Consider the following 12,779-nt stretch of genomic DNA (forward strand, 5'->3'; position numbering starts at 1 on the left):
AAATGTCTATTTTAATACTTTTAAGATTTCTCCAAGATCTTTGTTATCGTGAACTAGGTAGGAAATTGCTCGAGCTAGTTTATCAGGATTATCGGATTGCCATAAGTTCCTTCCTACAGTAATTCCTTTAGCCCCCGCATCTAATGCTTCCTTCAACATTTTCAAGAATTCCTCATCAGAATTAGTTTTTGGACCTCCCCTTATAAGGATTGGCGCAAAAGCATAACTCACTACCTCCCTAAAAGATTCCTTGCTCCCCGTATAGTCCACTTTTAGTATATCGGCACCTATCTCTGATGCTAGCCTCGTTACATATTTTACCAACTCAGGCTCTTTTATAGAGTCAGGGTTATCCGGTGCAACAAATAAAGGCTCAATTATAAATGGTAACCCGTAGTCATTAGCCTCTCTTCTCAGAGCTGCCAAATAATCGACATTTACACCCTCAACTTGATCTTCACCGTATCCTACAACTAAGTAAGTCACTACAGCATCTGCTCCCGCCTCTATAGCGTCCCTAATAGTATAAACAACTGAATAGTAACCACTTTCATATTTTCTGTATTTTTGCCTCCAAACGTTAGCAGTGTCAAGCCTTGCTATCAACATCGGAGAAGATCTCGAGAAAAAGTTCTCCTTAAGGATCCTTACCATAGCTGGCGTCATTTGAAGAGCGTCAGGTCCTTTATCCGATATTTTTCTCACGGTCTCCGCAATTCTTTCCAAGCCTTTTAGGGGACCCATAACAAGACCGTGATCCAACGCTACCACAAATGCTCTGTTCTTCTCGAAGAGTTTTCTCATCCTAATTTCAAGACCGGTCATAGCACTTAATTAAATTCTCGACATAAGAATTTTTCTTATCTCCCTAAGGGAAGCTTTAACTAGATAACGGGCATAAGGGTTGAACAGATAAAGTAATCCTATGAACATAAATGTCGAAATCACGGCATTCAGCAACATCCATTCATAACTCACGTTTTTCGATAATTCCAACATAGCCAAAACCACTATCAACATTGCCGAAACTGAGGACGTAATTTCCTTGTAGGGAACACTGAAGTTATATAATCTTTTGCTTAATTTGTATGATGAAAATAGCATCCAGAGGGAGTTTATAAGAAGACCTATCGTCATTATAGCCGAGATCTCATAAGGTTTAGCTCCTTTGAATAAGTATACAAGAACCATTGAAACCGCAATTCCAATTATTGAAAACGTAAGATTCGATTTATTTAATGATGCCGTATATCCCTTAAATGAAAGATCGTCGTCAACTCCCATACTTTTATCGATCATGAACACGGAATAGTAAAAGATCGTGTATAGATTCCTTGCGAAATTAGATATTGACAGAAGTACAATGGTATAGATAGACATAACGTACTCAGGTCTTATATGATACAGAAATGCGTGAGCCTCGACAATAGTAAAGACCATAAAAAGCGCAGATGTAACAAAGTAAAGCTTTATTGAGGTTTCTACAACATCTTTAGATTTAGTTTCGCCTAGTTTTGCTATCAGACCGTCGTAAACTGATTGTGACCATCCTACAATATTTGCTATAATTAAGGCTGATTCAAAATAAGATACTATTTCAGCATCTCTAGTAATTATTAGAGTCAACCAAACTAATGATGCCTCCACTATCAACTGGATGTAATAAATAATAGTGATTAGTGACTTCTTTATTATAACCAATGTCGTTTTAAGATCTATTTTTAAGTTAGCATCAACGTATGAAATGTTATATAAAGTTTGCGCAACATATCCTATAACGTATGCTAGTGCTACTCCTATAATTGTCAAGTGCAAAAAGTAAAAAGCTAGAATTACGAAGCCAAGCCTAGAGATTTGAAACAAACTATAGCCTATACCTATTGTTATAGGTTTCCTACCTCTTGCTATAGCCATGACCACTTTATTAATATAGAACGTAATAATTACTAGAGAAGAAACTAGGAATGCGAAAGGATCATAATATCCTAATGTAGACATGAAATAAGGAATAAGAAGAATATAGACCATTGTTGCTATAATACCAGATACCAAATTCACTATTATTGCTCCACCAACAGGTCTATTTTCGGCAGCATATCTCGACGTTAGAAGGGAAAATATATCAGATGGAATTGTAAAATAGCCCGTCACTAAAACAAATATCGATTGCCATGTAGCGAAGAGCAGTACTCCATTCCTTAGACTACTTAAGTAGTGGGCTACTAAATACATAAAAACGAATGATAAAGGTGATGTAAATAACCTCAAACTCAAGTTAACCAGTCCAGTATAAACCAGTCTTACTCTACTTTTCTCGGTATTCCCTTGTTTTTCCATTCGAAATCAATTTGTTTAGTTCACAAATATAAAATGTTTCCAACACTTTATTATTAGTAGTATTACAATATTCACACCTTACCTCCAGTTAGTCCTTATGCTAAAGCTAATCATACCACCTAAAATACCTTCAGTTAAATCTTTAATCACATAATATTTATTTTAGGTTTAATGAGTGCTAAGGACATCTTGTGGAGACTGATAGATAACGATATACCTCTTTCTGATGACGATTTTAGAACATATTTAGTAAAAGATGGCATAATCACGGAAGAAGACCTTAAAGTATGGAATGAGGCGGTAAAAAAGGTCAAGGAGGCTTACAAAAACCTAACTGCTACGCATACCGCAGTAAAATTACTTAATGAATCCTTAAATCTATTAAATTCTATAAATCCTAAGAAGCCTTTTCCGCCTGACACTAAAGTCAGGTTCGAGGAAGTTAAGCAAAATATAAAGAAAGTAATAGAAGAACTAGAGAAATAACAATAGGAATAATTTAGTTTCATTTAATTTTTTGACAAAAAAGTCTGTTATCAATTTCCAAATAACTTTAAACATTTTTTAATCTCCCTATAAGCTAACTAAACATTTCCTCAACGTATTGTCTTATAAGCTTTGCTGATCCGGAAGGGATGAAAATTAGATAATTTTAAAAATAGTTTAGGACAGTAAAGCTTATAGGGAAGTTTTATGGGCCTCTCCAAGGCAAGTTTATCAATTAGAGAAGCTTACGGTCAAGCTATGGCAGTTACAGCACCATTGGGTAGTGTAGTTTCCACAACTACAGCTGCAATAGCTTATGCTGGACAAGCAGTAGTATTTGCAACAATCCTTGGTTTGATAGGAAGCGCATTATGGGTTTATACACTCACTAGATATTCAACCAAGTTAGCTTCAGCTGGCGGTTTCTACACGTATGGAGCAGCAGCGTGGAGAAGCAAAACAGTAGCCTATTATGAAGCTATATTTGAGATAATAGCTTACTCCAGCCTAAACGCAGTTAATGCTTTAACTATATATCTCGTTCTTAGCGTAATATTCCAGCTATTAAACATAACTTTACCTCCTTACACGCTAGGTTTGGCAATACTTGTGGGTTTAGCTTACCCTACAATAGCCTCATATCTTATTCACATCAGGAGATTACTTAGCTATATTGTTAGTGTGAGTGCAACGTTAGAGGTCGTTTTCCTTTACGCTCTCTTCGTTTACGCAGTAGCTACAAAAGGATTTAATCCTGCATTCTTTATCCCTGCCCCCGGTACTTCATTCAACGCAATAGGAACCGCAATGATCTTATCTATTGTAAGTATATCTGGAGCTGGGGCTGCTACTTATCTTGGCGAAGAAACTAAGACACCCAGAAAGAACATAACAGCCGGTATATGGTTAGCCTTAATATTAGGAGGAGGAGCAATATTAGCTGGAACTTATGGTTTAGTAGCATTATGGAACGGCTCTCTTTCTTCATTGTCAAATTATCCTCAACCGCTTTTATATGAACTGTTCAAATTCGGACTTCCTATTGTTATGCTAGGGCTTGTGTTGTCGATAAACAGCTTGCTGGCATCTAACATTGGAACAACTGTAGGAGCAGCTAGAGTACTATTCAACTTAGCTAGAGAAAAAGTAATGCCTAAAGTATTCGAAAAAGTTAACAAAGAAAATGAACCTATTGTTGCAACAATGATAGTTGGGCTAATATCAGCCTTATTCACATTAATCCCGCTAATTGTTACAGGTTCGCCAGAAAACGCGTTCACTGAAATAAGTGTAATAACAAGTATATTCTGGCTAAGCGGAAGGATAATTGATGGTTTTGGTGTTCCTTTTCTATACTGGTTCATAGGAAGACTAAATATAGCTACACTTGTTATTCCAGTGGCCTCATCCGTGATTAACTTGATCGGCATAGGTCTATCACTTCAGATACCTGATATATTCCAAACGACAACACTAATAGCTATCCTATCAGTAGCAACACTATGGTATGTCTTAAAAGGTAGGTACGGTAAGCCTGGAACGTTGGTAGTTGACGATAATAACGAATTGATTACAATCGATGAGTACTTAAAGAGATATAAACAAACGGCGACAATAACTTAACTTTTTTTGAGGAAAATTTTTCCTACTTTCCTACTTTTATTCCATCTATAATAAGACTCCTTAAACCTTTAAAATATATTTTATACAAATCATATAGTATGTCAAACGAAGAGCAAAGAGTGGAAGAACAAGAAAACATTTTCGAATTGCTTGAAAAAGCTAAGGATATATTCAAGCAATATGGAACATTCTTAGGGGAGTTTAAAGCACAAAAAGTTGTATTTATAGGTGACACACACGGTGCAATTGACATCACTAAGTACGCCTTTGACAACTTTTACGATAAAGTAGACCTAATGGTATTTCTAGGCGATTATGTAGACAGATACCCACCTCTAGGTGTTGAAAATTTACAACTTATATTAGAAAAAATGGTTCAAACAGATGGTAAAAAAGTTCTGGTTTTACGCGGAAATCACGAGAGCCCGATTACAAACTATTATTACGGCTTCTATGATGAAGTAAAGCAAAAGTTTGATGACGAGAATGCGTACGAAAAATTCAAAGACTTCTTCTCTTACATGCCTTACGCAGCTGTAGTTAACGGATATTTTTGTGTTCACGGAGGTTTACCGTCTAAAGTTGATAGTGACGGAAATCTAGTCTTAGGTATTAATAGCGTAGATGACATTAGAAAATTGCCTTACCCAGACACTGAACCTTCAGATAGTATAGCAATGCAGCTACTATGGAATGATCCAAGAGAAGGATTAGAAGAGCTAACATTTGTACCAAACATAAGAGGTGAGGGGATTTACTACTTCGGAAAAAAAGTAGTAGACCAGTTCCTATCACAAACCGGTCTTAAGGGGATTATAAGAGGACATGAGGCAGTAGACGGATTTAGAATCGATATAGATAAAAAGATAATTACAGTGTTCTCAAGCGTATACCACGGTCAGTCTGCGGGAATATTGTATAGGAATGGAGATGAAATAAAAAGAATATTTATAGGACAAGATAAAACAGTTTATGAACTAGACGGACTTTAAAAAGTCACTTTTATCAACGTTTTTAACTGAAATGCTTCCATGTACCCTTTACTACCCAAACTGGTTCATCTACAACATCCAATTCTTTAGGCTCTACTTTCATACTCTCGATCGCTTTTTCATTTATAGAGACACCTATTCCAGGTTTTTCAGGAATTTTTACATGTCCGTTATCGACCTTGGTCTCATCATATATTATATCTCTCTTCCACTGAGGGAACCAATCATAAAAGCTTTCCAATAAATACAAGTTTTTAACAGTTGCACTTAGGTGTAAGGAATAAGCGTTTTGGATAGAACCAAATGCATTATGAAAAGCCACTTCAACGTCATTAGCCTCAGCAAGATTTACAACCTTTCTACCTACAGTAATTCCACCAATATTACATAGGTCGGGCTGTATTATATCTACTAATCTTTCACCAATGTAAACCATTGCCTCCTTAAGACTCACTAACCTTTCACCTAATGCTACTTTGAGCGAAGTCACAACAGACTTGTATTTTCTTAAACCCTCTATATCCTCGTGGTGAACTGGTTCCTCCATAAAAACTGGATTATATTTTTCAAGTCTTTTTGCAATAGCTATTGCACTGTTAGCATTAAAACGCCCGTGATGTTCAATTAGTATATCCACTTGGTCACCAACTGCTTCTCTTACAGCCCTCACCCTAGCTTCTGCTTCCTTCAATCCTTTTTCGTCAATCCAGTCATAATAAGGACCGAAAGGATCAAATTTCAATGCTTTATATCCCATGTTCACTACTCTTTTAGCCTTTTCAGCAAAATCTTCAGGATATACAGCATCTTGATACCAACCGTTAGCATACACTGGTATTTTGTCCCTCACCTTACCGCCTAGTAATTTGTATATAGGGGCTCCTAATTCTTTCCCCAGTATATCCCATAGAGCCTGATCTATTGCACTAGTAGCTGTAGCTGACTCAAAAGATCTCGCTAAGTAGAAGTCTTGTTTATACCATTCATGATAATTTTTCTCAGGCTCCTCTGCTTCTTTTCCTATATAACTCTTAGCTACTTGTTTTATAGTATTATATACATTAATAACTCTAAGTGTAGGGACAGCTTCTCCATATCCTACCATTCCATCAGAGGTCACTACCCTTACAAGTATCATCACTGAAGCCCATGTGGCACTCCCTTTTTCGGGATTAGCTAATACTATAGGCACTATTTGAGAAATCTTTGACATAAGAAAAAATTCCTAATCTACAGTTTTAAGTTTATCAAAAAGCGGACAGACAAAAAAGTTGGGGAAAAATCAGCTAATCGGAATATAGTTCACTGAGATCTTAATGTAGTAGCCAGCTAAATTAGTAGTACTGTTTTGCAAAGCTTCAGCATTAAATAACTCTTTATAGCCTTCACCATTAACTAGGAACTCGGCGGTAAGGCTCTTTTCAGTTAGGGCATTATTAGATGTAAGACTTACTAATATTGCCCCACCATAACTGTTTATAATCTCTAGGATGCCACTGAACCCTCCTATACTTGTCTCATTTTCTTTGATCCACATAGTAGTATTACTCGAAGAATAGGAGGTGCTAAAGTAGTAATATAATCCTAATGATAGTGTACCGTTCTGAATATAAGTCAGGTTGTAAGGAATTACATTGGGATTAGATATTGGAGTTGCAAATGCAGAGAATTGTAACAGTATTGGATAGTAACCTCTTATGACCATTGAGGAGTTTACTAACCCTCTTTCTAATGAATATTCACTAAACTTTTCATCTAGGTATGCTTTCTCATATATATTATTAAAAGTCTGATATGCAGTAAACCTACCTTCTTGTGTTACTAGAGAATATTCAGTACCACTCTTAAACTTCAAAATTGCCGAGTAATTTAAGAGATAGTTCCCCACCTCTTGATAATATATTCCTGGGAACCCAGGGGTAAATATTGGAGTAGAGTCTATGTATCTTGCATAGCTCGTTAATAACTTACCTGAGATAAGTGGATTAGAAGTGTTAACCCATAGCATTAATACGCCTGCAACATCCCAATCAAAAGCAGTAGACCCAGTGATCTGTAATGCCTCCCTTAGATTTGTGACATGAACCGTAATAACACCCTTATTACCTAAAGCTAACATAGGAGTAAGGTCGATTATATACGGTGTATGAAATGCTAATGTATTAATGGATGGCATAGGTTTCCACCAGAATAGATCTATTCCTCCAGTATAGATAGTTTCGTAGGGGTTTACAACACCGACAAGGCTACCATTATAATATACTTCAATACTTCTTGTAGCAGGCTCATTAGCATACCAGAATTCATCAAGTCCTCCTCCTTCTTCATAAATCAGTAATTTCATCATATATGTTCCATTAGGAATATTAACTACCTGGCTAACGGAGGGGTTTAAAGGATTAAGAATGATATAAGAGTAGTTGTACTTAGATACGAAGAGAGGGATAAACATATTAGGTAAGCCTTTGGGTTTAATACCGGGATATAGTAACAGAGTAATATTAAGATGGTAAACACCTGTTATGCCTATCTTAGCATCATAGAAGTTCTCTATAACTGCTTGAAACGTAACATTTCTACCCACTAACAAATTCTCAAACATGGTTAAGTCTACAGAAGCAGTAGAATTATTGATCTCTTGTGTAGATCCCCAGAATATAGGGACACCATCAACAAATATGTAAACTGCCCTATCGTATTGAGTACCGTTACTTTCCGAAATACTCACGTTCATTATAATCATACTATAACTACCATTAGGAACCTCAACTGTGAAGTTCTCAGGCGTCAAACCGGTGTTATTAAATATTGCATTGGTGGCTACATGAATTATAACTGGTGTAACGTTAGGAGGCTTTACCTCGTAGGCCTGGAAGGAGTAATACTTAGGATCTGTAAACCCTTCAAGGATAGGAGAGGTGATGTTATATAAGAGTTGAGGCTTAGAGATTGTTAAGTTATTTTCATGAATATTTACAATATTTAGAGAGTAATATGTGGGAGAAAAAACTATAAGAAAAACTAGAAATAAAATAAAGAATTTTTTCATCTCATTTACCACTTTTACCACCTCCCTTCCTAAAGGTTATAATTATAGCTAAAACGGACAAGATTATAGCTACCAAACCTAACGCTAATGCTAATGTTCTAGTTGAACTAACCGAAGAAGCCACTGATGACGATAAACTCTGGAACGGATATTGATTATCCACACTAAAGGAAAGATCGTAATACATACCATTATAAACCTTGAGTAAGACAGTATTCACTCCAGAAGGCATCTCGGTTGAGTTGAACGGTATCTTAACTTCTACTCCGTTAATTCCCTGACTTACACTAAAGTTCACCGGTTTGCCATCCACTAGAACTTTTATGATTTTCAACACAGAGGTGTTATAATTGGTTATATTAACCAATATGTAGGAAGTAGGATAGGTGATTTGATTGGGGTAGGAAAGTTGAGGTGTTGGGAAGTTACTTATTTTACTAACATTTATAAAACTCGTACTGGATGTAACTATATTACTATTTACGTATTTCAGAGCTAGATTTATATTCTCAAATGTTATCGAACTTAATGTTATATTAGAATCTATTGAATATATTCCTACCTGACTATCCTCTATTTTAGTATTTTCCAACTCTAAATTGGAATTCAAAGAAGTAATAGTCGATATTGTTGATCCTTCTATAATCACTGTTGAATTCTGAGATACTAGCGAACCTATTATTGAATTCTGTATCATGTATTTTCCGTTTGAGAGATTTAGAGCTGGAATATAAACACCTTGAATCTCATAAGTACCATTTACCTCAGTTATAAACGGTGGTAAATACATTATTTTTGATGAGCCTAGATTTAGTGATGGCAAATAAACATAAGGTTCAACTTGAACATACTCTCCATAAGATAACGAGTTGTACCCATTATAGCTTGCCCCAGCTATAGCTATTTTCCAAGGACCAGCCAGAGAGTATAGAGAGTTCCCAGTATATACAGTAGCATTTATACCTCCCGGCACTCTAAGTAAACCAACCCACTCTTTCAATGTAGAGTTATATTGAAGTGGAACCCCGTTTTCAGACTCTAAAAAGATCTGTTGATTCTCGTTCTGATATGGTATTAGTGTAGCTGTAAATATACCAGTAGTTACTTCTGTTCCATTAGGATAAGTTATATTAGCGTAGACTTTTATGTATTGACCTTCAAATACTTCACCTACACTTTTAACATCTACAGATAAAGTCGAGGGGGAAACATAGAAGTAAGTAGTATAATTCATCTCTTCTAAGCCTATAGACCCGTTATAAACTCCTACTATTACTACTCTATAGAAACCTGGTGAAGCATTTGCTGGGATAGTAAAATTACCCTCTTGGAAACCGAACAAATTGTAGACGCCGAACTGCGTCGCTTCAGTTGCAGGCTTTAAGTTAACTTCGCCAACTAAATTCCCCTTAGGTGAGTATATATATGCAGTTACGTTACTCGTGAATATACCTAGTCCTGATTGATCAAATGTAAAGGCCAATATTGTAATGTTCTGGTTCGGTGAAATTGATGGAAATCCATCATCAATAGGAGTAAAGATGAAAGTGAATAAGTTGAGCCCTCCTATGGTCTCATAAGAGAATGCACAGCCATATGTATCATTAACGAACATTACAAAAACTCCTTCTTTAGATGGAGTGACCACAGCAAATACCCCTCTATATAAACCTGGAGTGGAAGTAGGTAAAAGTGTTACGTTATATACTATAGCATTATTTTGAACGAAATGAGCTTCTAAGGACACATTTGCAGGGGTTAAATTTGGATAATATACACACGCTTCGATTGAAAATGGAGTGTTAGGCGGTATAGATAGACTATAGGGGAAAGGCACTGGTGAAATTATGTTAACTGAGAGACCTACGTCTATCTCATAAGCTCCAACTCCACTTAAATTGCCAACTGTTCCGTTCACTACTATATACCATATGTTTGGAGGATCGCTAGGTGTAATTGTGTATTCTGCCTCCCAATAAGAGCCGTTAAAGATCAACGGTAACGAGGTAAGTAATCCTTTAATCGTGTATATGTAAGCATTAAAGCTTCCATTCGTAACCTCGGTTCCGTTAGGATAAGATATCTTTGCAAGAATTGTGAAAGTAGAATTATACATAAACCATGGATATTGTACGTTAGATTCTACAGCTGTAACGGATACATCTAGCCTTGGTATCGATTCGTAATATTCAACTGCCTTAAGTAACCAGTAATAATCAGGAGACCCTAAACCAGTTACCAAGTTATAGCCTGAATGAGCAGTATATAATCCGTTAAACCCAAATGTAATTTGATGGAAAGCTTTCTGATATAATGAAGAGTTAGAGTATATCCAGTAAAGTATGTTATTTAAGAGTCCTATTGGTTTGTGAGTCTGAGATATTATATCAGCTACAATACCGGCCCAAATAGGAGCGGATAAGCTAGTACCTCCTATTACTTCCTGCTGCCCTAAAACATATATTATTTCGCCAGTATTTGGATTAGCAACAGCTGCTACATCTGGATTTGGCCTAGTTGTACCGTTGATCATCATTTGATACCAAGGTTTAGGATATATTTCGCTATAACCTCCGTCAGAGGCTACATATGGGAAGTAGAACATGTTATCAAAAGACCAAGCTGTTTCATACCCGTAAGTCGCTGTAGAATTTTCTGTTGATAGATACCCCGATGTTACGTTAACGAATAATGTCGTTCCTCCTACAGCAGTTACAAAAGGACTTGTGGCTGGATAAGATACACCACTATAAGTTGAAAGTCCTCCTGCCGTCGCACCCTCGTCGCCAGATGATGCCAGAAAGGTTATACCTTCAACAGTTCCTAAGGCGAAGTAATAATCCCAATATGGTGTATTTGGATAAGCCGTTCCCTGAAAAACGACAAACAGTCCAGATGCACCTAAAACGTTCTCAGGAATACCAAAACTCATAGAAACTACTTGAGCAACATCATTAGAGACAATATAATCTATTGCCTCAGGTATAAACGTAACACTTGACGGGACCACCAAATCTATATGTGCATAAGGAGCTATAGCATGAGCTGTTTCAACATCTAAAGCTGTCTCAATATACCAACCAGTAGATAAGCCGAAAATAGGATCATAAGGACCTATTGGAATAATTGATATATTAGCTGGAGGTAAATGAAACTCCTTATCGAACAAAGCTAAGTCTTCTAATATTGTTGGATCCCCGTAAGGATCGATTATTGCTATTGTTACATTCTTTCCTCCTTGTGTAATGTTATAAGCACCTATTATATCTTGAGGAGTGTACATATTAGCGGCGAACGATAGGTACTTAAACCCAGTCACGTTAGCTATTTCAGGATTAACATTAGGTATAAGAGTATTCCCCTTTACTTTTCCTAAAACGATCAAGTTTAGTTGATAGTTTACGTTAGTATAATTAGTTAGACCTTGGATCATAACACCACTAAATTCGGATGGAACTATAGGTTTTGACGTAGGCATGTAATAGACAATATTACCATCTTTATATAGAGCTAATTCAGTATGAAACGCTTCTTTTACTTGATATACATATCCTTCAGCTATAATAGCGAAGGGACTCCTATAGACAAGATGGAAACCACTTTCATTCAAGAATTTTATTATCTGATCCTCCTTATCCTTTTGGGCAAACATTGAAAATAATTGCGAAGTAGGAATTGGCTTTATCTGATGATAAGCTACTTCCTGAGCTAATAAGTAAAGTTCATTCATATTTTTAGGCGGTATAAGGATACCTATACATATTGGCTGTTGAGGGTTCAAATAGCCTATAGGTTGTGAGTTCCCAATCTCTGGTCCTACATACGATGCATAAGTACTTGTAGATATGCCAAAGAATGTTAAGAGATTTATCATAAAAAGTATTAAAAGAATTACCGAATGTAGTTTTATCATATCATAAAATGTTTAAGTAAAGTAATATAAAAACGTTAAACTAAAAGCTCACTAATATATTTTCCATTTAGAAATCAGAAAGGATAGAAAATAAGAAAATGAGTAATAGAAAAAGCTTTTAGATGAAACTTAATAATATGTGTGGTAAACCTTGACTGATTACCCAATACTCATCTTCGACACTTCTTCTCAAATTTAGTCTGAGGACTTGTTTCTAGTATAAACTACATAGAGAAGGTATTTTACATCTCGACCCTTTGTCTTAATCCTTGAGTTCGCTTTTAAGAAATAGTACTAACTAAGCGCTTTTATTAATACATTGGAGCAGAAGAGGTAGTTTAGATGAGTAAAGGTAATAATATGAAGAAAAATTAACTAT

General features: G+C 36.0%; 8 protein-coding genes. 3 read left to right on the top strand and 5 right to left on the bottom strand.

Annotated features, from left to right (window positions below; translation table 11 throughout):
* Positions 1–6 precede the first annotated feature (6 nt).
* Entirely contained in the window at positions 7–825 is an 819-nt protein-coding gene (locus tag D1868_RS08620) for a class I fructose-bisphosphate aldolase (RefSeq protein WP_156007459.1), read from the bottom strand.
* A gap of 9 nt (positions 826–834) precedes the next feature.
* Positions 835–2,337, bottom strand: coding sequence for an MATE family efflux transporter (locus D1868_RS08625; protein ID WP_156007461.1), 1,503 nt, complete (start codon positions 2,335–2,337; stop codon positions 835–837).
* 171 nt (positions 2,338–2,508) lie between these two features.
* Between D1868_RS08625 and D1868_RS08630 the strand changes: the two genes are divergently transcribed.
* The 3 genes from D1868_RS08630 to D1868_RS08640 all read left to right on the top strand — a co-directional run bounded on the left by D1868_RS08630 (position 2,509) and on the right by D1868_RS08640 (position 5,438).
* Positions 2,509–2,823 carry a hypothetical protein gene (locus D1868_RS08630; protein WP_156007463.1) on the top strand — a complete coding sequence of 105 codons (315 nt, stop codon included), beginning with the start codon at positions 2,509–2,511 and terminating at the stop codon, positions 2,821–2,823.
* A gap of 207 nt (positions 2,824–3,030) precedes the next feature.
* Positions 3,031–4,446 carry an APC family permease gene (locus D1868_RS08635; protein WP_156007465.1) on the top strand — a complete coding sequence of 472 codons (1,416 nt, stop codon included), beginning with the start codon at positions 3,031–3,033 and terminating at the stop codon, positions 4,444–4,446.
* A 98-nt stretch (positions 4,447–4,544) separates the two neighbouring features.
* Positions 4,545–5,438, top strand: coding sequence for a metallophosphoesterase (locus D1868_RS08640; protein WP_156007467.1), 894 nt, complete (start codon positions 4,545–4,547; stop codon positions 5,436–5,438).
* A gap of 22 nt (positions 5,439–5,460) precedes the next feature.
* Here D1868_RS08640 and D1868_RS08645 read toward each other — a convergent pair whose 3' ends face one another.
* The 3 genes from D1868_RS08645 to D1868_RS08655 all read right to left on the bottom strand — a co-directional run bounded on the left by D1868_RS08645 (position 5,461) and on the right by D1868_RS08655 (position 12,400).
* A complete protein-coding gene (locus tag D1868_RS08645; RefSeq protein WP_156007470.1) occupies positions 5,461–6,651 on the bottom strand; it encodes a mandelate racemase/muconate lactonizing enzyme family protein in 1,191 nt (396 codons plus the stop codon).
* 69 nt (positions 6,652–6,720) lie between these two features.
* A complete protein-coding gene (locus D1868_RS08650) occupies positions 6,721–8,487 on the bottom strand; it encodes a peptide-N4-asparagine amidase (RefSeq protein ID WP_156007998.1) in 1,767 nt (588 codons plus the stop codon).
* Position 8,488: 1 nt separating this feature from the next.
* A complete protein-coding gene (locus D1868_RS08655; RefSeq protein WP_156007472.1) occupies positions 8,489–12,400 on the bottom strand; it encodes a protease pro-enzyme activation domain-containing protein in 3,912 nt (1,303 codons plus the stop codon).
* Positions 12,401–12,779: the final 379 nt, after the last annotated feature.

The organism is Stygiolobus azoricus (assembly GCF_009729035.1).
Classification (GTDB): Archaea; Thermoproteota; Thermoprotei_A; order Sulfolobales; family Sulfolobaceae; genus Stygiolobus; species Stygiolobus azoricus.

Excerpts from the sequence above, each read along its gene's own strand:
- D1868_RS08630 (WP_156007463.1), top strand. The coding sequence starts at position 2,509 with ATGAGTGCTAAGGACATCTTGTGGAGACTGATAGATAACGATATACCT.
- D1868_RS08640 (WP_156007467.1), top strand. The coding sequence starts at position 4,545 with ATGTCAAACGAAGAGCAAAGAGTGGAAGAACAAGAAAACATTTTCGAA.
- D1868_RS08645 (WP_156007470.1), bottom strand. The coding sequence starts at position 6,651 with ATGTCAAAGATTTCTCAAATAGTGCCTATAGTATTAGCTAATCCCGAA.
- D1868_RS08625 (WP_156007461.1), bottom strand. The coding sequence starts at position 2,337 with ATGGAAAAACAAGGGAATACCGAGAAAAGTAGAGTAAGACTGGTTTAT.
- D1868_RS08635 (WP_156007465.1), top strand. The coding sequence starts at position 3,031 with ATGGGCCTCTCCAAGGCAAGTTTATCAATTAGAGAAGCTTACGGTCAA.
- D1868_RS08650 (WP_156007998.1), bottom strand. The coding sequence starts at position 8,487 with ATGAAAAAATTCTTTATTTTATTTCTAGTTTTTCTTATAGTTTTTTCT.
- D1868_RS08655 (WP_156007472.1), bottom strand. The coding sequence starts at position 12,400 with ATGATAAAACTACATTCGGTAATTCTTTTAATACTTTTTATGATAAAT.
- D1868_RS08620 (WP_156007459.1), bottom strand. The coding sequence starts at position 825 with ATGACCGGTCTTGAAATTAGGATGAGAAAACTCTTCGAGAAGAACAGA.